The following is a 17881-nucleotide window of genomic DNA, read 5'->3' as shown; positions in this document are numbered from 1 at the left end:
GGCGGTCCGAGAGGACCGCCGGGCCGGCGTGCGGGCAGGTCGCAGACCTGGGTCAGCGGTAGTTCACGAACTGGATCGCGAAGTCCAGGTCCTTGCCCTTGAGCAGGGCCTGCACCTCCTGGAGGTCGTCACGGCTCTTGGAGCTGACCCGCAGCTCCTCACCCTGGACCTGGGCCTTGACGCCCTTGGGGCCCTCGTCCCGGATGATCTTCGCGACCTTCTTGGCGTTCTCCTGGGAGATGCCCTCCTCGATCGTGGCGAAGATCTTGTACTCCTTGCCGGACAGCTGCGGCTCGCCGGCGTCCAGCGCCTTGAGCGAGATCCCGCGCTTGACCAGCTTGGTCTCGAACACGTCGAGGACGGCCTTGACGCGCTCCTCGGAGTTCGCCTCCATGAGGATCTTCTCGCCGGACCAGGCGATCGTGGCGCCGGTACCCTTGAAGTCGTAGCGCTGCGACAGTTCCTTGGCGGCCTGGTTGAGGGCGTTGTCGACCTCCTGCCGCTCGACCTTCGAGACGATGTCGAAACTGGAGTCGGCCATGTGCAGTGGCTCCTTGAAGTCGGTGGTGATCGCCCCGAAGGGCACGGCCGTACATCCCCGGCCCGCGCCGCAAAGCCTAGCCACCGCACCCACCCGTGGCGCTGATCAATCCGGTGGCGAAGCACCCCCGGTCATCAGGTATCGTTTACGTCGTTGCCAGGGAGCACCGCCGAAAGGCGGAGAAAATGGCAGCGGTCTTGGCGGTGTGCCCGAGTGGCCAAAGGGAGCAGACTGTAAATCTGCCGGCTCAGCCTACCCAGGTTCGAACCCTGGCGCCGCCACGCGAGTGGAACCCCCGTTCATCTGCGGAATCGCAGTGGGCGGGGGTTCTTTCGTTCTCATCGGCCGGGGCGTCCCGCCGGCCGCATCATCAGGGTCTCCATTCGTTCACCTTGGGTGAAAGGGACATCCGACATGCGGGGGGAAAGCCGGCGGCCGGGTGCTCATCGCCCTGCTCGGCGAGGGGATTCCGGTTCTGGTCGGGGCGGCGCTCCGCACGGGCGTGGGGGAGCCCTACCAGGAGACGCGGCTGTACTTCGGATCCGAGCGGTCCGATGGCCGGGGCCCCGGCGGGGAGAAGGAATTCCTGCGGTTCCCTGACCGCGAGATCACGCCTGCCTTCCCCGGGGAGGCTCGTGAGCGCAGCGGTCGTATCGAGCGGATTCGGCAGGCCTACGAGGACCAGGACCAGCAGGACTCGGTCGGACGGTCCGACGACAGGCTGACCGCCGGATTCTGAAGCCCCGCGGGGCGGAGCGGCGGGGACCGCCCTGACGGCGCCCGGCCTCAGTTGCCGGCGACGTCCTTGACCGCCACAGAGACCGGGGTGGAACCGGAGACGAGCTCCAGGGTCAGGCCGGCCGTCGCCGGGGTCTCCACCAGTTCGGCGAGCACCGCCGCCACGTCGTCGCGCGGGACGGACCCGCGGCCCGTCCGCACCTCCAGGCGGACCTGGCCTGTCCCCGCGTCGTCGACCAGCTGGCCGGGCCGCAGGACCGTCCACTCGAGGCCCAGGCGGGTGCGGACGTGTTCATCGGCCTCGCCCTTCGCCCGGAGGTAGGCGTCGAAGACCTCGTCGCCCTCGTGCCGTGCGTCGGCGCCCATCGAAGAGACCATCAGGAAGCGCCGCACACGGGCCCGTTCGGCCGCGTCGGCGAACAGCACCGCCGCCCCACGGTCCACGCTGTCCTTGCGTGCGACCCCGCTGCCCGGGCCCGCGCCGGCGGCGAACACCGCCACCCCGGCGCCCTGCAGGATGCCCGCCACGTGCTCCACCGAGGCCGACTCCAGATCGCACAGCACGGGTTCGGCGCCCGCCTCCCTGAGGTCGTCGCCCTGCGCCGGGTCGCGGATGATCCCCGCGACCTCGTACCCGCGTGCGGCGAGGAGTCGCTCCAGCCGCAGTGCGATCCGACCGTGTCCACCCGCGATGACGATGCGCATGTCCCGACGGTACGACGAGCCGGGCCCGCGCGCCCGGGAAGGCCCGGCGAACGTCAGGGGCCCGCCTCGGTGCGGCCCTGCCGGGGCAGGTCCAGGGCCGCCGCCACGGCCGAGTCGCAGTACTCCCGCACCGCACTCGTACGGGCTACCACCCGGCCCCGGTGGATCACGATCCGGCTGTACGCGAGGGACAGCACGCCCGCGATCCGGTCCCCGCGCACGGCGAGCAGCTCCGCCGGGAAACCGGCCTCCACCCGGACCTCCGGCAGCCCCATGGCCTCGCGGGCGGCGGCACTGACCGACTCGTATGCCTCCCCGGGCCGCAGCCCGCCCTGCGAGGCCAGCAGGTAGGCGGCCTCCAGTGGGTCGCCGCGGCCGACCGGGTTCCCGGCGTCCCGCAGTGCCCCGCTGCCGGCCGTGACCCGCACTCCGGCGGCCCGCAGCAGGCGTACGGGGGCGGTGCGCAGGCCGCGGCGTTCCAGGGCCGCACAGTCGCCCTGGGGCAGGCAGGTGACCCGTACGCCGGCCGCGGCCAGCTGGTCGGCGGCCCGGGTCGCCACGTCCAGCGGCAGCCGGGACAGTCCGCCGCAGGGGCCGATGCTCACGCCGGGGCGCAGCCCGCCGGCCATCGCCGCGAGCCGGGCCAGGCGGCCGGGGTCGTCACCGTCCGTGTGCAGGTCCACCGGGCAGCCGTGCTCGTCGGCCAGTTCCAGGACGGCTTCGAGGAAGCCGGTCGGATCGGGGTCCAGGTCCGGGGAGCCGCCGATCACCGAGGCGCCCATCTTGACCGCGTCCCGCAGCATGGCCAGCCCGTCGGCGCCGGCCAGGCCGGTCAGCAGCCGGGGCACGGCCACGGTGGTCAGGTCGGCGAGCCCGCGCAGCGAGCGGCGGGCCTGGAGCACCGCCTCCATGGGCCCGAGCCCGTGCACGTCGCCGATCCGCACGTGGGAGCGCACGGCGGTGGCGCCGTGGCCGAGCTGGAGCAGGGCGGCTTCGGTGGCCCGGCGCTGGACCTCGTCGGGGGCGTACGAGACCGGGCCCTCGCCGTCGGCGGTCAGGGCGGTGTCCCCGTGGGCGTGGGGCTCGGCCGGGGCGGGCAGCAGCAGGTACCCGCTGAGGTCCACCCGGGACAACCCGGGCGCGGGGAGGCTGCCCGCGGTGCCGACGGCCTGGATGCGACCGCCGCTGAGGCGTACGTCGACGGTCCGGCCGTCGGTGAGGCGCGCGCCGGCGAGCAGCAGGGTGGCGGCCTCGGCGGCGGGCGCGGGGCTCGGACCGGGGGGACGGGCAGGGGCGGGGGATCTGCCGTGGGCGTGGCCCCGGGAGCGCGGGTGGTGCTGCGCGGCGTCCAGGCGGCGGTCCAGTGGCTCCCGGTGGCGGTCGCGGCTCTGTCCCCGTCCTTCGTCCTGGTGCTCGGGCTGGTCGTGCTCGGGGAGGGGGCCGCGGCCGGGGGAGGGGCGCTGCGGAAGTCGCTGCGCAGGCCCTTGGAGAGGGCCGGGTTCGAGGCGGTGTTCGGGACGGTCTTCGGGGGCGCGTCCTTGGTCCTCGCCGTGGCCGCTGCGCGGGGGCTGGAACGGCTGCTGCGGCTGGCTGTCGGACATCGCGCTCCTGCGGTGGCTCGGGCGGTCCTGGGCCGTGGCCGCGGCCCGCGGCCCAAGATCACGCAGCGTGCTCCGAGCCTAGGGCGCGGCGCACTCCGCTTCAGGGAAGAGCGCAATAGTCGTACCGGTGTGGTGCCCCGGCCACAGCACGCCCCCTGCGGACGGTGCGGTCGCGTGCGGGCTCCGTACGCCGGTGAGGGTGTGTGAGCTCGCCCACAATCCGGGCCCGAAGTGACCGCTGGGCGCTCGTCGGGTTGATCGGCAAAGACGCCGGGCTGCCCTCCGAGCCCTGTCCCCGCAAAGGATTTGGGCGATCGGCGGGCAACCGTGTAATGTCTTCATCGCTCGCCCCAATAGCTCAGTCGGTAGAGCGTCTCCATGGTAAGGAGAAGGTCTGCGGTTCGATTCCGCATTGGGGCTCTGGTGAGAGAGGTCCCCCACCCTCGGGTGGGGAACTGATCACATCAAAGCGGCGTAGCTCAGTCGGTAGAGCAAGCGGCTCATAATCGCTGTGTCACCGGTTCAAGTCCGGTCGCCGCTACACACAGTAGCCGATTGCGGGGTCGGTCTCCCGATCGGCTACTCTTTTATGCGTTCATCCGTCCCATAGTCCGTCAAGGAGCACTCACGTGGCTGCCACCGACGTCCGCCCGAAGATCACGCTGGCCTGCGTGGAGTGCAAGGAGCGGAACTACATCACCAAGAAGAACCGGCGTAACAACCCGGATCGCATGGAGATGAAGAAGCACTGCCCGCGCTGCAACTCGCACACCGCGCACCGCGAGACCCGCTGACCTTAGCGAAGTCTCGAATAACAGGCACCGTCATGAGGTCGTCCCCTTCTTTGGGGGCGGCCTCGTGTCGTTTCCCCGACCCGTCGGCGGCGGGCGCTCGCAGTGGCGCCGCACCGTTTTCGTGTCTTTCGTGTCCCTTCATCAGGAGGTAGTGAGTCATGGCTCTCGACCAGTCCTTCGTGGGGCGGAGTTACCCCCCCACCGATCCGTACGAGGTCGGCCGGGAGAAGATCCGCGAATTCGCGGTCGCCGTGGGTGACGCCAATCGCGTCTACACCGACCGCGAGGCGGCCAAGGGGTACGGCTACCCCGACGTGATCGCGCCCCCGACTTTTGTGTTTGCGATCACTTTCGCGGCGGCGGGTCAGGTCGTCGAGGACCCGCAGCTGGGGCTGGACTACAGCCGCGTCGTGCACGGCGACCAGAAATTCGCGTACTCGCGCCCCGTGCGGGCCGGTGACCGACTGTCCGTGACCTCGACCATCGAGGCCGTGAAGTCCCTCGCGGGCAACGACATCATCGACATCCGCGGCGAGGTCCACGACGAGACCGGCGAGCACGTGGTGACGGCGTGGACGAAGCTCGTCTCCCGCGCCCCCGAGGAGGCCTGACATGGCAGCGCAGATCCAGTACGCGGACGTCGAGGTCGGCACCGAACTGCCCGCGGCGACCTTCCCCGTGACGCGCGCCACGCTGGTGCGGTACGCCGGAGCCTCGGGTGACTTCAACCCGATCCACTGGAACGAGAAGTTCGCCAAGGAGGTCGGGCTGCCGGACGTGATCGCGCACGGCATGTTCACCATGGCCGAGGCGATCCGCGTGGTCACCGACTGGGTCGGCGACCCGGGCGCGGTGATCGAGTACGGCGTGCGCTTCACCAAGCCGGTCGTGGTCCCGAACGACGACCGGGGCGGCCTGATCGAGGTCACGGCCAAGGTCGCGGCCAAGCTGGAGGACAACCGGGTCCGCGTCGACCTCACGGCGACGAGCGCCGGCCAGAAGGTCTTGGGCATGTCCCGCGCGGTCGTCGAACTGGCCTGACGGCCGCCCGGGGAGCGCGGCAGCCGGGGCTCCCGGGGCGGCAGGACCTTCCGCCGCGCACCGTGGCCCCGGCTCCGCGCCGGGGCTCAGCGGTGACCCGCGGGGCCTGCTCCGCGCCGGGCCCCGGCTGCGTGCCGGGGTGCTTGCCGTCTGCCGGGTCTGGCGGCGCGCTGAGTCCCCGCCGCGTGTGGCCTCCCGTCGAGTGCTGGGAGGCCGGCCGCGGCCGGCGCCCTCGCCGCACGGCAGGGCGGCCCGCCGCGTCGGCGGCGGTGCTGCTGCCGACCGCCGCCGCGTCACCTCTGCCCCACCGGCCCCCCGAGGTCAGCCTCGGCGGTGTCGGCCGACCGCGGCCGCGTCACCTCGGCCCCACGCCGGGGAACTCGCGAGTGCTGGCGTACACGCCGCATGGGGGTCCCCGGCCCCCCAGGGCCAGCCTCGGCGGCGTCGGCGGACCGCCGCCGCGTCACCTCGGCCCACGCCGGGGAACTTGCGAGTGCCGGTGTACACGCCGCACTGGGGCCCAGCCCCCCGAGGTCAGCCTCGGCGGTGTCGGCCGACCGCGGCCGCGTCACCTCGGCCCCACGCCGGGGAACTCGCGAGTGCCGGCGCACACGCCGCACTGGGCCCCCGCCCCCCGAGGCCAGCCTCGGCGGTGTCGGCGGGCCGCCGTGTCGGGCCTGGTGATATCGGGCGACCGGCGTCGAGCCGCCTCCGTCCGTCGCGTCCCATGCCCGGGACCGCTGGGCGGTCGCGCGCCATGACTGCCCTTCGTTTTCGTTGCAGAGCGGTCCGCGCTCCCGCGGCCCCGTCCCCGCTACCCCTTGCCCGATTAGTGATTGCGCACTAACTTGGAGCCATGCCAAGGATGAGCGCGGACGAGCGGCGTGAGAGTGTCGTTCGGGCGGCGGTGCACGAGTTCGCCCGCGGGGGTTACTACGGGACCTCCACCGAGGTGATCGCCAAGCGGGTGGGCGTGTCCCAGCCGTACCTGTTCCGGCTCTTCCCGAATAAGGCCGCCATCTTCCTCGCCGCCGCCGATCGCTGCCTGCGGGAGACCCGTGAGGTGATGGCCGTCGCCGGTGCCGGGCTGCACGGCGAAGAGGCCACGCAGGCCATGGCCAACGCCTACACCCGGCTCATCGCCGAGGATCCCGACAAGCTCCAGATGCAGTTGCAGATGTACGTCACCGTCGCCGCCGCCGAAGCCGCCGGGGACCATGAGCTCGGCGAGCTCGTCCGCAAGGGCTGGATGGAGCTCTGGGACACGGTCCGCGTGCCCTTCGGCGGGGACGTGGGCGAGACCACGACCTTCATGGCGTACGGGATGCTGATCAACACCCTTGCCGCCATGGGGTTCCCGCCCGAGCACCGGGTCTGGGAGGGGCTGTATCCGACGGCCCGGGCCAAGGGCCGCCTGGAGAAGTGAGGGCACGGCGCCGGCAGCGGCGGCCGGCGTCCTCATGCGCACGAAAGTTAGTCAGCAATAACTAACACCCGCAGGGGGAGATCGTGAACACGCACGGCACGGACACCAAGCTCGGCGGCCCCGCCGTCTGGGCCCTCGTACTGACGGGCGTCGCCAGCTTCATGGCCGCCCTGGACAACCTCGTCGTCACCACCGCCCTGCCCGCCATCCGCGAGGACCTCGGAGGCCGGCTGGAAGACCTTGAGTGGACGGTGAACGCGTACACGCTCACCTTCGCCGTCCTCCTCATGTTCGGTGCCGCCCTCGGGGACCGTTTCGGCCGCCGACGCCTGTTCGTCATAGGTCTCGCGATCTTCACCGTGGCCTCCGCCGCGGCCGCCCTCTCGCCAGGCATCGACGCGCTCATCGCCGCCCGCGCCGTCCAGGGAGTCGGCGCCGCGATCATGATGCCGCTCACCCTGACCCTGCTCACCGCCGCCGTCCCTGCCGCCCGCCGCGGCATGGCCCTCGGCATCTACGGAGCCGTCACCGGCCTCGCCGTCGCCAGCGGCCCGCTCATCGGCGGTAGCCTCACCGAGCACATCTCCTGGCAGTGGATCTTCTGGCTGAACGTGCCGACGGGCCTGGCCCTCATCCCGCTCGCCCGGCTGCGGCTCGCCGAGTCCACCGCCCCCGACGCGCGCCTGGACGTCCCCGGCACCGTGCTCATCAGCGGCGGTCTGTTCGGCATCGTCTACGCCCTGGTCAACGCCAACGCCGAGGGCTGGACCAGCGCCCCCGTGCTCACCGGCCTGATCGCCGGAACCGCTCTTGTCGGCGGCTTCGTACGCCACGGCATCCGCAGTGCGAACCCGATGCTCCCCATGCGGCTCTTCCGGAATCGGGGCTTCCTGGGCATCAACGCGGCCGGCCTGCTGATGTTCCTGGGCATGTTCGGCTCGATCTTCCTGCTCAGCCAGTTCCTCCAGGGCGTCGCCGGCTACTCGCCCACCGAGGCCGGCCTGCGGATGCTCCCCTGGACCGGTATGCCGATGCTCGTCGCGCCGATCTCGGGGATCCTCTCCGACCGGATCGGCGGACGTCCCGTCATAGCCGCCGGCCTCGCGCTCCAGGCCCTCGGCCTCGCCTGGTTCGCGGCGGTCCTGAGCGCGGACGTCTCGTACGCCGCCCAGCTTCCCGCGCTGATCATCAGCGGCATCGGGATGGGGCTGTACTTCGCCCCCGCCTCCAACGTCCTGATGTCCACCGTGGCCCCCGCCGACCAGGGCAAGGCATCCGGAACCAACACCGCCCTGCGCGAGGTCGGCGGAGCCCTCGGCGTCGCCGTGCTCGCCTCGGTCTTCGCCGCCCAGGGCGGCTACGAGTCCCCGCAGGCGTTCACCGACGGCACCGTCCCCGCCCTGTGGATCGGCGCCGCCGCGGTCGCCCTCGCCGCCGCGTTCGCCGTACTGCTGCCGGGCCGGCCGAAGTCCTCCGGAGGCCGGGTCGGCGACGCACGGCCGGCGACCGCGACGCCGCCGACCCCGACCGCCGGAATCACCCCGACGACCGGCACCCCGACGACCGGCACCCCGACGACCGGCACGGCGAAGGTCCCCGCCGCCGGCTGACCAGGACCACCCACGCACGGCCACCCGACCCAGCGCCGAAGGAGTGCCCGCCATGCCCGACGTCCCCTGGTCCACGCCCACCCAGGCCGTCCCCGACGCCGAGGTGTACGTGATGGCCTCCCGCTTCGAGACCGCCACCCTCGCCGGAGCCCTCCGGTTCTTCCTCAAGGCACCCGGCATCATCCGCCAGATCCGCACGGCCCCCGGCGCGCACGGCGTCGCCCTCCGGGCCCGCCTCCTCAGCCGTACCTTCCTGACGCTCTCCGCCTGGCAGGACCGCGACGCCCTCCACCGGTTCGCCCGCAGCGAGCCGCACCGCTCCAGCGCGCGTGCCGCCGCCGGGCTCATGAAGGAGTCCGCCTTCACCTACTGGACCGTACGGGCCGACGAACTCCCCATCGGCTGGGCGGAGGCCGAGCGCCGACTGGCCGAGCCGCGCACCGCCTCTTGAGTCACGGTCCGTGGCCCCGCCGGGAGGCGGGGGGCACGGACCGTACTCTTGTCCACGTGCAGGAACTCCACGACGCCCCCCTCGCCCCGCTGACCACCTTCCGTCTCGGTGGCCCCGCCGCACGCCTGGTCACCGCGACCACCGACGCCGAGGTGGTCGACACCGTCCGGGCCGCGGACGAGAGCGGAACCCCGCTCCTCGTCATCGGCGGCGGCAGCAACCTGGTCATCGGCGACCGGGGCTTCGACGGCACCGCCCTGCGCATCGCGACCACCGGGTTCGCCCTGACCGGCACCGCCCTGGAGCTCGCCGCCGGCGAGAACTGGAGCGACGCCGTCGCCCGCGTCGTCGAGGCCGGGCTCGCGGGCATCGAGTGCCTCGCCGGAATTCCCGGCTCCGCGGGCGCCACCCCGATCCAGAACGTCGGGGCGTACGGCCAGGAGGTCTGCGACACCATCACCGAGGTCGTCGCCTACGACCGCGTCCGCCGCGAGACCGTCACGCTGAGCGCCGCCGAGTGCGCTTTCTCGTACCGCGACAGCCTCTTCAAGCACCAGCCCGAGCGGTACGTCGTCCTGCGCGTCCGCTTCGCCCTGGAGGACGCCGGCGGGCTCTCCGCGCCGATCAAGTACCCCGAGACCGCCCGCGCCCTGGGCGTCGAGGCCGGGGACCGGGTGCCCGCCGCCACCGCCCGCGAGACCGTGCTGCGGCTGCGCGCCGGCAAGGGCATGGTCCTCGACCCCGCCGACCACGACACCTGGTCGGCCGGCTCCTTCTTCCACAACCCGATCCTGAGCGACGACGCCTACGCCGCGTTCCTCGCCCGCGTCCAGGACCGGCTCGGCCCCGCCACCGCCCCGCCCGCGTACCCCGCCGGCGAGGGCCGTACGAAGACCAGCGCCGCCTGGCTGATCGACAAGGCCGGTTTCACCAAGGGCTACGGCAGCGGGCCCGCGCGCATCTCCACCAAGCACACCCTCGCCCTGACCAACCGCGGCGGGGCCACCACCGAGGACCTCCTCGCCCTGGCCCGCGAGGTCGTCGCGGGCGTCCACGCGGCCTTCGGCGTCACCCTGGTCAACGAGCCGGTGACGGTCGGCGTCAGCATCTGAGGAGTCCCGGCCGCCCATGCTCTGTCCCCGGCACGGGGCCGGTACCGACCCCACCCGCCTCGTGGGGCGCACGCTCAGCCGTGTCGTCGCGTCCTGGCACGTCAGCGACGGCGAACGCTCCGAGGCGCCCCTCGACGTCTGGCTGATCGACAGCGTCGGCGACTCCATCCGCATCACCACCGGCTCCGACGAGTGCCTCATCGTGGAGTCCGCGGCGCCGCACGAGCCGTACGACGTGGGGGAGTGGGGCCGCATCGAGGTCGGCGAGGACCTCGGCGACCACCCCTTCCTGCCGCACCTCGGCGCGACCGTCGCCTCCGTCGCGGAGTTCGCCCTGCCCGAGCACGGCCGCACCCATCTGGAGATCGGCTTCCAGGACGGCCGCCGGGTACGGGCCGACTGCTACGAGGGGGACCTGCGGCTCATCCGGTGAGCCAGTGGTCGATCCCGGCGAGCAGCTTGTCCTGTACGTCGGCCGGCGCGGCCGACCCGCGGACCGACTGGCGGGCCAGCTCGGCGAGTTCCGCGTCGGTGAAGGCGTGGCGCTCGCGCGCGATCTCGTACTGGGCCGCCAGCCGGGAACCGAACAGCAGCGGGTCGTCGGCGCCCAGCGCCATCGGCACCCCGGCCTCGAAGAGGGTGCGCAGCGGGACGTCCTCGGGCCGTTCGTAGACCCCCAGGGCGACGTTGGAGGCGGGGCAGACCTCGCAGGTGACCTGCCGGTCGGCGAGCCGCCGGAGCAGGCGCGGATCCTCGGCGGCCCGGACGCCGTGCCCGATGCGGGAGGCGTGCAGGTCGTCGAGGCAGTCGCGGACGGAGGCCGGGCCGGTGAGCTCGCCGCCGTGCGGAGCCGCCAGCAGGCCGCCCTCCCGGGCGATGGCGAAGGCCCGGTCGAAGTCCCGTGCCATGCCGCGGCGCTCGTCGTTCGACAGGCCGAAGCCGACGATGCCGCGGTCGGCGTAGCGGACGGCCAGGCGGGCCAGGGTCCGGGCGTCGAGGGGGTGCTTCATGCGGTTCGCGGCGATGAGGACGCGCATCCCGAGGCCGGTCTCGCGGGACGCGGTGTCCACGGCGTCGAGGATGATCTCCACGGCCGGGATCATCCCGCCGAGGAGGGGGGCGTAGGAGGTGGGATCCACCTGGATCTCCAGCCAGCCGCTGCCGTCCCGTACGTCCTCCTCCGCGGCCTCGCGGACCAGGCGGCGGATGTCGTCGGGCTCGCGCAGGCAGGAGCGGGCGGCGTCGTAGAGCCGCTGGAAGCGGAACCAGCCGCGCTCGTCGGTGGCGCGGAGCTTGGGCGGCTCGCCGGCGGTCAGGGCGTCCGGGAGGCGGACGCCGTACTTGTCGGCGAGCTCCAGGAGGGTCGATGGGCGCATCGAGCCGGTGAAGTGCAGGTGGAGGTGTGCCTTCGGCAGAAGCGTGAGATCGCGTGCGTGCTCCATCCGGTGATCCTGCCGTACCGCTGCGCCGGGCGGGAGGGGGTTTCCCCTTCGGGGTCTTGCTCGAACGGGTGCGCGGGGTCCCTGGCTCGGGCACCGAGGGTGCGGGCCACCGCGCGGGGCTCCGCCCCGGACCCCGCGCGGCACAGGCCGGCGGGGCTCCACGGGCGCTGGGACGGGGCGCAGCGGCGGCGGTCCCGGTCGGGGCCGCCGCCGCTCGTGGGCCGGGTCAGTCCCGGGCTTCCGCCAGGAGCTTCTGGATGCGGGAGATGCCCTCCACCAGGTCCTCGTCGCCGAGGGCGTAGGACAGGCGCAGGTAGCCCGGGGTGCCGAAGGCCTCGCCGGGGACGACCGCGACCTCGACCTCGTCCAGGATCAGGGCCGCGAGCTCGACGGAGGTCTGCGGGCGCTTGCCGCGGATCTCCTTGCCGAGGAGCTGCTTGACCGACGGGTAGGCGTAGAACGCGCCCTCGGGGGTCGGGCAGACGACGCCCTCGATCTCGTTCAGCATCCGCACGGTCGTCTGGCGGCGGCGGTCGAACGCGGCGCGCATCTCGTGGACCGCGTCCAGGTTGCCGGAGACGGCGGCGAGCGCCGCGACCTGGGCCACGTTGGAGACGTTGGAGGTCGCGTGCGACTGCAGGTTCGTCGCCGCCTTGACCACGTCCTTCGGGCCGATGATCCAGCCCACGCGCCAGCCGGTCATCGCGTACGTCTTGGCGACGCCGTTGACGACGATGCACTTGTCGGCCAGCTCGGGGACGATCGCCGGGAGCGAGACGAACGTCGCGTCGCCGTAGACGAGGTGCTCGTAGATCTCGTCGGTCAGGACCCACAGGCCCTTCTCGGCGGCCCAGCGGCCGATCGCCTCGGCATCGGCCTCGCTGTAGACCGCGCCCGTCGGGTTGGAGGGGGAGACGAACAGGACGACCTTGGTGCGCTCGGTGCGCGCGGCCTCCAGCTGCTCGACGGAGACGCGGTAGCCGGTGGTCTCGTCGGCGACGACCTCGACCGGGACACCGCCGGCGAGACGGATGGACTCCGGGTAGGTGGTCCAGTACGGAGCCGGGACGATGACCTCGTCGCCCGGGTCCAGGATGGCGGCGAACGCCTCGTAGATCGCCTGCTTGCCGCCGTTGGTCACCAGCACCTGCGACGCGTCGACCTCGTAGCCGGAGTCGCGCAGGGTCTTGGCGGCGATCGCGGCCTTGAGCTCGGGCAGACCGCCGGCCGGGGTGTAGCGGTGGTACTTGGGGTTGCGGCAGGCCTCGATCGCGGCCTCGACGATGTAGTCCGGAGTCGGGAAGTCGGGCTCGCCCGCGCCGAAGCCGATCACCGGGCGGCCGGCGGCCTTGAGGGCCTTGGCCTTGGCGTCCACGGCCAGGGTGGCGGACTCGGAAATGGCGCCGATACGGGCGGACACCCGGCGCTCGGAGGAAGGCGTTGCAGAGGTCATGGGCCCAATCGTCCCAGACCGCAAACGGCTGCCGCACAACGTTTCAGTCACCGGACCGCGGGACGGCGCGGGGTCGGCCCGCCGGGGTGCTGTTCGACGTCAGGGCGCGGTTCACGTACACTCACCTGTCGTTGGACCTCGCCGACCGCCCCAGAGCGTGAGCACTCCGTGCACTCACTCGGATGCGGTAGGTTGGGGGACGCAAAGGGTCGTAGCTCAATTGGTAGAGCACTGGTCTCCAAAACCAGCGGTTGGGGGTTCGAGTCCCTCCGGCCCTGCTCCACACTCCTCTCGGACGTGTGTGCGCAGGTACGTACTTCGATGCAACGCCGTGCGGCGCAACCGGGCGCGGTACGGCCACGACCCGGATTCAGGTGAGAGACGTGACGGACGCCCTGGGCTCCATCGACATGCCTGACGCCGAGGACGAGACCCGCGAGAAGAAGGCCCGCAAGGGCGGCAAGCGCGGCAAGAAGGGCCCTCTGGGTCGGCTCGCGCTGTTCTACCGCCAGATTGTCGCGGAACTCCGCAAGGTCGTATGGCCCACTCGCAACCAGCTCACGACGTACACCACCGTGGTGATTGTCTTCGTGGTCATCATGATCGGTCTGGTGACCGTGATTGACTATGGGTTCCAGGAAGCCATCAAGTTCGTCTTCGGCTGATCCCCGCGGAGGGCGGCGCCTTGATGGGTGCCGCCCGTTTTCGCATGTTCCACCACCTTTTGTATCCAGGAAGAAGCAGCCACCGTGTCTGACCCGAACCTGAACGCGAGCCACGACTCCGTCGAGTCCGTCGAGGACCAGCTCGACATCGTCGAGGCTGCAGACGCCGTGGACCCCGACGAGGCCGAGCTCGCCGACGTCGAGGCGGGTGGCGCTGCCGAAGAGGCCGCGCTGCACGTCGAGGACGAGGTCGAGGCGGATGCCGAGATCGAGGATGACGCCGAGGTCGAGGCGGCTGCCGACGAGGCCGCGGAGCAGGGCGACGCCGAGGAGGCGGGCGACGCCGAGGCCGGCGAGGAGGCCGAAGAGGCCGCCGAAGCCGAGCCCGTCGACCCGATCCAGGCCCTGCGCGAAGAGCTGCGCCTCCTGCCCGGCGAGTGGTACGTGATCCACACCTACGCGGGCTACGAGAAGCGCGTGAAGGCCAACCTGGAGCAGCGCGCCGTCTCGCTGAACGTCGAGGAGTTCATCTACCAGGCCGAGGTGCCCGAGGAAGAGATCGTCCAGATCAAGAACGGCGAGCGCAAGAACGTCCGGCAGAACAAGCTGCCCGGCTACGTTCTCGTCCGCATGGATCTGACGAACGAGTCCTGGGGCGTCGTCCGCAACACGCCGGGTGTCACCGGCTTCGTGGGCAACGCGTACGACCCGTACCCGCTGACGCTGGACGAGATCGTCAAGATGCTCGCCCCGGAGGCGCAGGAGAAGGCCGCGAAGGCCGCCGCGGAAGAGGCCGGCCTGCCCGCGCCCGCCGTCAAGCGCACGATCGAGGTCCTGGACTTCGAGGTCGGCGACTCGGTCACCGTCACCGACGGCCCGTTCGCCACGCTCCAGGCGACGATCAACGAGATCAACCCCGACTCGAAGAAGGTCAAGGGCCTCGTCGAGATCTTCGGCCGCGAGACCCCGGTCGAGCTCAGCTTCGACCAGATCCAGAAGAACTGATCTTCTGCGCGAAAGCTTCCGGACAGGTCAGATCGCCCCGTAAAGGGCGGTCTGACCTGCTCGGTTTTTGGCCCCGCACCGATACCCGTTATCGTGGTGCGGTATGCCTCCATCCGGATGACCGGATCGGCGGCTGAAAACTCTCACTAGGACCCGGAGAGAGCAATGCCTCCCAAGAAGAAGAAGGTCACGGGGCTTATCAAGCTCCAGATCAAGGCCGGTGCGGCCAACCCGGCTCCGCCGGTCGGCCCCGCGCTCGGTCAGCACGGCGTCAACATCATGGAGTTCTGCAAGGCCTACAACGCCGCGACCGAGTCGCAGCGTGGCATGGTCGTGCCGGTGGAGATCACGGTCTACGAGGACCGCTCCTTCACCTTCATCACCAAGACTCCGCCGGCCGCGCGTCTCATCCTGAAGCACGCGGGTGTGGAGAAGGGCTCCGGCGAGCCCCACAAGACCAAGGTCGCCAAGCTCACGGCTGCCCAGGTCAAGGAGATCGCCGAGCTGAAGATGCCCGACCTGAACGCCAACGACATCGACGCCGCCGTGAAGATCATTTCCGGCACCGCGCGCTCGATGGGCATCACCGTCGAAGGCTGATCCAGCCCCCTCAAGCCACACCAGTGGTAGGACCAAGCGCTGGTCCGCACCACGACTCCACGCCTGAAGAAACAACACAGGAGCAGAAGTGAAGCGCAGCAAGACTCTCCGCGCTGCGGACGCCAAGGTCGACCGGGAGAAGCTGTACGCCCCGCTCGAGGCCGTCCGTCTCGCCAAGGAAACCTCCGCGACCAAGTTCGACGGTACCGTCGAGGTCGCCTTCCGCCTGGGTGTCGACCCGCGCAAGGCCGACCAGATGGTCCGCGGCACCGTGAACCTCCCGCACGGCACCGGTAAGACCGCCCGGGTCCTGGTCTTCGCGACCGGTGACCGTGCTGCGGCCGCGGAAGCCGCCGGCGCCGACATCGTCGGCGACGACGAGCTGATCAACGAGATCGCCAAGGGCAACCGCCTGAACGAGTTCGACGCGGTTGTCGCCACCCCGGACCTCATGGGCAAGGTCGGCCGCCTCGGCCGCGTGCTCGGTCCGCGTGGTCTGATGCCGAACCCGAAGACCGGCACCGTCACCATGGACGTCGCCAAGGCTGTCACCGAGATCAAGGGTGGCAAGATCGAGTTCCGCGTCGACAAGCACTCGAACCTGCACTTCATCATCGGCAAGGTCTCCTTCTCCGATGACAAGCTGGTCGAGAACTACGGCGCCGCTCTGGACGAGATCCTGCGTCTGAAGCCGTCCGCCGCGAAGGGCCGCTACATCAAGAAGGCCGCCCTGAGCACCACCATGGGCCCCGGCATCCAGCTGGACCCGAACCGCACCCGGAACCTCCTCGTCGAGGAAGACCCGGCTGCTGTCTGAGCCTGACGGCTCGCTGAGTGGCTGAACGGGCCCCTCGCCCCCTCACGGGTGGCGGGGGGCCCGTTTTTCGTGTGCTGTGCGAACCCCGTGCGATTACTGTCAGTGGTCCGACGTACTGTCATCGATGGCAGCGTCACCGCATGCAACAGGGGCTCCACGACTCCACGAGCCCCACGGGGGGAAACCGATGAACGCGTACCGCAAGAAGAAGGCCGTGACGGCCGTTCTGGCCGCTGTCCTGCTCGCCGGCGGTGCCACGGCGTGCGAGGACGGCAAGGACCCGAAGAAGGACACCGGGGCCGCCTCGGCGCCGTCGGCGTCGGCCGGGGCGGCGCAGAAGCCGGCCGATGCCGCGCCGGCCGCGTACCTGCAGAAGACGAAGCAGAAGGCGCAGGAGATCACCTCCGTCCGCTACACCATGACGGGATCCGCTGCGGGGCAGAACATCTCCGGCGAGGTCTCCATGCGGCTGAGGCCCACCGTGGCCATGGCGATGACGATGGACTCGCCCGAGGAGCCGGGGCAGAAGATCGACCTCCGCCTGCTCGACGGCGCCATGTACATGGGCTCCGCGAACAAGTGGCTGAAGTTCGACCTGAAGGCCCTGGCTCCGGAGGAGGCCAAGCAACTGGACTCGCTCGGCGCCGCCCAGCAGGGCCAGAACCCCTCGGACTCGGTTGACAGCCTCGGCGCCTCCAAGGACCTCCAGAAGGTCGGCGAGGAGACCGTCGCCGGTCAGAGGACGACGCACCTGGCCGGCACGGTCACGCTCGACGAACTGCGGGCCGCGAGCGCCGCCGCCTCGACCCCCGAGGCCAAGGAGCGCCAGGAGAAGAACATCAAGGGGCTCGAGGCCCAGGGCATCAAGAGCCTGACCATGGACCTCTGGATCGACGAGGCCGACCAGGCCAAGCAGGTCCGCACCCGGGGCACCGGCACCTCCGGCCCGATGGACGTCACCATCACGTTCCTGGACTTCAACAAGCCGGTCGAGATCACCGCGCCGCCGGCCGGGCAGGTCGTCGACCTGGCCGAGATGCTGAAGGACCCGAACGAAGGCACCGTCTGACCGGCGCCGGACACTCCGCCACCGCGCCACCGCGCCACCGCACGGAAAGGAAGTCGCCACGATGGACATGACCATCACCAGCGCTTCCGGAAAGCCGGAGCGAATCACGGGAACAAGGGCTGGTACCCGGCGGCCACGGGCCCGTACGACCAGCCCCGGCGCGGGCCGCGCTGCTCCTGGGCCAGGAGAAGCTCACGCTCGTCGGCCCCGAGCGGCCCGACGGCGTCGAGGCCCAGCACTACAAGGGCAGCCTCATCAACGCCGACCTGCTCCAGGCCGACGAGACCACCCGGGTCATGCAGGAGGCGGACCGCCGGTACCTCCACGAGGCGGTCAAGGACGTCACGAGCATGGAAGTGGACCTCTGGATCGGCAAGGAAGGGTTCCCGGTCCGCGTCGACACCGTGCGGACGATCGACAACAGCACCACGACGGTCTCGGCGAAGTTCTCCGGCTACGGCACGGCGCTCCCGGTCGTCGCGCCGCCCGCCGACCAGGTGGCCGACTTCGACGAGGTCATGAAGGGCATCGACGAGAGCCTCAAGGAGACCGACCGCACGCTGGACGAGGCCGACCTGACGCTGAAGGACGCCGGAATGGGTGGTCTGAAGCGTTCCTGAGGCCGTCCCGAGGGGCTCCGGACCGCTTCCGGGCCCCCTCCCGCGGTGGCACCTCGGGGGCTGGATGGGGGCGATTTGCCTTGGGTCGGACGGTTCGCGTACGCTTCACCAGAAGCCAAAGACCGCTGGTCGTTGCCGTGCCCGTAAGAGCGCGGTGACCGAAGGATCCGTTGAGACGCGGACGTCCTGCG

The 17881-nt window shown here is 71.2% G+C and carries 21 protein-coding genes and 4 tRNA genes; 19 read left to right on the top strand and 6 right to left on the bottom strand.

Annotated elements, in window-relative coordinates:
* Positions 1–52: 52 nt before the first annotated feature.
* Positions 53–541: a YajQ family cyclic di-GMP-binding protein gene (locus tag AC07FY_RS13295; protein WP_030009008.1), complete on the bottom strand. Its 489-nt coding sequence runs from the start codon at positions 539–541 to the stop codon at positions 53–55.
* 199 nt (positions 542–740) lie between these two features.
* Between AC07FY_RS13295 and AC07FY_RS13290 the strand changes: the two genes are divergently transcribed.
* Positions 741–822: transfer RNA gene (locus tag AC07FY_RS13290), tRNA-Tyr, on the top strand.
* A 158-nt stretch (positions 823–980) separates the two neighbouring features.
* Positions 981–1280, top strand: a complete 300-nt coding sequence (locus AC07FY_RS13285) for a hypothetical protein (RefSeq protein ID WP_479004771.1) — start codon at positions 981–983, stop codon at positions 1278–1280.
* Between the two features lie 47 nt (positions 1281–1327).
* Here the strand turns inward: AC07FY_RS13285 and AC07FY_RS13280 are convergent, their stop codons facing one another.
* Together AC07FY_RS13280 and AC07FY_RS13275 are read right to left on the bottom strand one after the other, a co-directional pair.
* A complete protein-coding gene (locus AC07FY_RS13280) occupies positions 1328–1984 on the bottom strand; it encodes an SDR family oxidoreductase (RefSeq protein WP_479004769.1) in 657 nt (218 codons plus the stop codon).
* A 53-nt stretch (positions 1985–2037) separates the two neighbouring features.
* The gene (locus AC07FY_RS13275) at positions 2038–3585 is read right to left on the bottom strand and encodes an amidohydrolase family protein (protein WP_479004766.1); all 1548 of its coding nucleotides are present in this window, start codon (positions 3583–3585) and stop codon (positions 2038–2040) included.
* A gap of 347 nt (positions 3586–3932) precedes the next feature.
* On the opposite strand from AC07FY_RS13275, the gene AC07FY_RS13270 reads away from it, so the two are divergent.
* The 10 genes from AC07FY_RS13270 (at position 3933) to AC07FY_RS13225 (ending at position 10452) form a co-directional block, all read left to right on the top strand.
* Positions 3933–4005: transfer RNA gene (locus tag AC07FY_RS13270), tRNA-Thr, on the top strand.
* Between the two features lie 48 nt (positions 4006–4053).
* Positions 4054–4126, top strand: a tRNA-Met gene (locus AC07FY_RS13265).
* Between the two features lie 88 nt (positions 4127–4214).
* Complete coding sequence (gene rpmG, locus AC07FY_RS13260; protein WP_007265873.1) at positions 4215–4379, top strand: 50S ribosomal protein L33; 165 nt, start codon at positions 4215–4217, stop codon at positions 4377–4379.
* 158 nt (positions 4380–4537) lie between these two features.
* Positions 4538–4990, top strand: a complete 453-nt coding sequence (locus AC07FY_RS13255) for an FAS1-like dehydratase domain-containing protein (protein ID WP_479004763.1) — start codon at positions 4538–4540, stop codon at positions 4988–4990.
* A 1-nt stretch (position 4991) separates the two neighbouring features.
* Positions 4992–5420 carry a MaoC family dehydratase gene (locus tag AC07FY_RS13250; protein WP_479004761.1) on the top strand — a complete coding sequence of 143 codons (429 nt, stop codon included), beginning with the start codon at positions 4992–4994 and terminating at the stop codon, positions 5418–5420.
* Between the two features lie 856 nt (positions 5421–6276).
* Positions 6277–6846 (top strand): TetR/AcrR family transcriptional regulator, encoded by a 570-nt coding sequence (locus AC07FY_RS13245; RefSeq protein ID WP_479004758.1) that lies wholly within the window; start codon positions 6277–6279, stop codon positions 6844–6846.
* Between the two features lie 83 nt (positions 6847–6929).
* Positions 6930–8456: a DHA2 family efflux MFS transporter permease subunit gene (locus AC07FY_RS13240; protein ID WP_479004755.1), complete on the top strand. Its 1527-nt coding sequence runs from the start codon at positions 6930–6932 to the stop codon at positions 8454–8456.
* Between the two features lie 52 nt (positions 8457–8508).
* Positions 8509–8907, top strand: coding sequence for a DUF3291 domain-containing protein (locus tag AC07FY_RS13235; RefSeq protein WP_479004752.1), 399 nt, complete (start codon positions 8509–8511; stop codon positions 8905–8907).
* Positions 8908–8963: 56 nt separating this feature from the next.
* The gene (locus AC07FY_RS13230; RefSeq protein WP_479004749.1) at positions 8964–10019 is read left to right on the top strand and encodes a UDP-N-acetylmuramate dehydrogenase; all 1056 of its coding nucleotides are present in this window, start codon (positions 8964–8966) and stop codon (positions 10017–10019) included.
* A gap of 16 nt (positions 10020–10035) precedes the next feature.
* On the top strand, positions 10036–10452 hold the full coding sequence (locus AC07FY_RS13225) for a hypothetical protein (RefSeq protein ID WP_479004746.1): 417 nt from the start codon (positions 10036–10038) through the stop codon (positions 10450–10452).
* Here the strand turns inward: AC07FY_RS13225 and AC07FY_RS13220 are convergent.
* Positions 10442–11461, bottom strand: a complete 1020-nt coding sequence (locus tag AC07FY_RS13220; protein ID WP_479004744.1) for an adenosine deaminase — start codon at positions 11459–11461, stop codon at positions 10442–10444. The genes AC07FY_RS13225 and AC07FY_RS13220 overlap by 11 nt on opposite strands.
* Before the next feature lie 226 nt (positions 11462–11687).
* A complete protein-coding gene (locus AC07FY_RS13215; protein ID WP_479004741.1) occupies positions 11688–12914 on the bottom strand; it encodes a pyridoxal phosphate-dependent aminotransferase in 1227 nt (408 codons plus the stop codon).
* 205 nt (positions 12915–13119) lie between these two features.
* On the opposite strand from AC07FY_RS13215, the gene AC07FY_RS13210 reads away from it, so the two are divergent.
* From AC07FY_RS13210 to AC07FY_RS13185, 6 genes are all read left to right on the top strand, one after another.
* A tRNA-Trp gene (locus AC07FY_RS13210) sits at positions 13120–13192 on the top strand.
* Positions 13193–13297: 105 nt separating this feature from the next.
* The gene (gene secE / locus AC07FY_RS13205; RefSeq protein ID WP_030825982.1) at positions 13298–13579 is read left to right on the top strand and encodes a preprotein translocase subunit SecE; all 282 of its coding nucleotides are present in this window, start codon (positions 13298–13300) and stop codon (positions 13577–13579) included.
* 84 nt (positions 13580–13663) lie between these two features.
* A complete protein-coding gene (gene nusG, locus AC07FY_RS13200) occupies positions 13664–14584 on the top strand; it encodes a transcription termination/antitermination protein NusG (RefSeq protein ID WP_479004737.1) in 921 nt (306 codons plus the stop codon).
* 165 nt (positions 14585–14749) lie between these two features.
* Positions 14750–15184 carry a 50S ribosomal protein L11 gene (gene rplK / locus AC07FY_RS13195; RefSeq protein ID WP_069921505.1) on the top strand — a complete coding sequence of 145 codons (435 nt, stop codon included), beginning with the start codon at positions 14750–14752 and terminating at the stop codon, positions 15182–15184.
* Positions 15185–15272: 88 nt separating this feature from the next.
* The gene (gene rplA / locus AC07FY_RS13190) at positions 15273–16001 is read left to right on the top strand and encodes a 50S ribosomal protein L1 (RefSeq protein WP_073912938.1); all 729 of its coding nucleotides are present in this window, start codon (positions 15273–15275) and stop codon (positions 15999–16001) included.
* Between the two features lie 187 nt (positions 16002–16188).
* Positions 16189–17070: an SCO4651 family lipoprotein gene (locus AC07FY_RS13185; protein WP_479004732.1), complete on the top strand. Its 882-nt coding sequence runs from the start codon at positions 16189–16191 to the stop codon at positions 17068–17070.
* 104 nt (positions 17071–17174) lie between these two features.
* Here the strand turns inward: AC07FY_RS13185 and AC07FY_RS13180 are convergent, their stop codons facing one another.
* The gene (locus AC07FY_RS13180) at positions 17175–17309 is read right to left on the bottom strand and encodes a hypothetical protein (RefSeq protein ID WP_479004729.1); all 135 of its coding nucleotides are present in this window, start codon (positions 17307–17309) and stop codon (positions 17175–17177) included.
* On the opposite strand from AC07FY_RS13180, the gene AC07FY_RS13175 reads away from it, so the two are divergent.
* Entirely contained in the window at positions 17247–17690 is a 444-nt protein-coding gene (locus tag AC07FY_RS13175) for an SCO4651 family lipoprotein (RefSeq protein WP_479005462.1), read from the top strand. The two genes, AC07FY_RS13180 and AC07FY_RS13175, sit on opposite strands and share 63 nt — an antisense overlap.
* Positions 17691–17881 lie beyond the last annotated feature (191 nt).

It is taken from the genome of Streptomyces sp. NPDC045967 (genome assembly GCF_056430495.1).
This window is presented reverse-complemented; position numbering and strand designations above follow the sequence as displayed.

Coding starts and splice junctions, on each gene's coding strand:
- AC07FY_RS13295 (WP_030009008.1), bottom strand. CDS start 541: ATGGCCGACTCCAGTTTCGACATCGTCTCGAAGGTCGAGCGGCAGGAG.
- AC07FY_RS13280 (WP_479004769.1), bottom strand. CDS start 1,984: ATGCGCATCGTCATCGCGGGTGGACACGGTCGGATCGCACTGCGGCTG.
- AC07FY_RS13275 (WP_479004766.1), bottom strand. CDS start 3,585: ATGTCCGACAGCCAGCCGCAGCAGCCGTTCCAGCCCCCGCGCAGCGGC.
- AC07FY_RS13255 (WP_479004763.1), top strand. CDS start 4,538: ATGGCTCTCGACCAGTCCTTCGTGGGGCGGAGTTACCCCCCCACCGAT.
- AC07FY_RS13250 (WP_479004761.1), top strand. CDS start 4,992: ATGGCAGCGCAGATCCAGTACGCGGACGTCGAGGTCGGCACCGAACTG.
- AC07FY_RS13245 (WP_479004758.1), top strand. CDS start 6,277: ATGCCAAGGATGAGCGCGGACGAGCGGCGTGAGAGTGTCGTTCGGGCG.
- AC07FY_RS13235 (WP_479004752.1), top strand. CDS start 8,509: ATGCCCGACGTCCCCTGGTCCACGCCCACCCAGGCCGTCCCCGACGCC.
- AC07FY_RS13225 (WP_479004746.1), top strand. CDS start 10,036: ATGCTCTGTCCCCGGCACGGGGCCGGTACCGACCCCACCCGCCTCGTG.
- AC07FY_RS13220 (WP_479004744.1), bottom strand. CDS start 11,461: ATGGAGCACGCACGCGATCTCACGCTTCTGCCGAAGGCACACCTCCAC.
- AC07FY_RS13215 (WP_479004741.1), bottom strand. CDS start 12,914: ATGACCTCTGCAACGCCTTCCTCCGAGCGCCGGGTGTCCGCCCGTATC.
- rplK (WP_069921505.1), top strand. CDS start 14,750: ATGCCTCCCAAGAAGAAGAAGGTCACGGGGCTTATCAAGCTCCAGATC.
- AC07FY_RS13185 (WP_479004732.1), top strand. CDS start 16,189: ATGAACGCGTACCGCAAGAAGAAGGCCGTGACGGCCGTTCTGGCCGCT.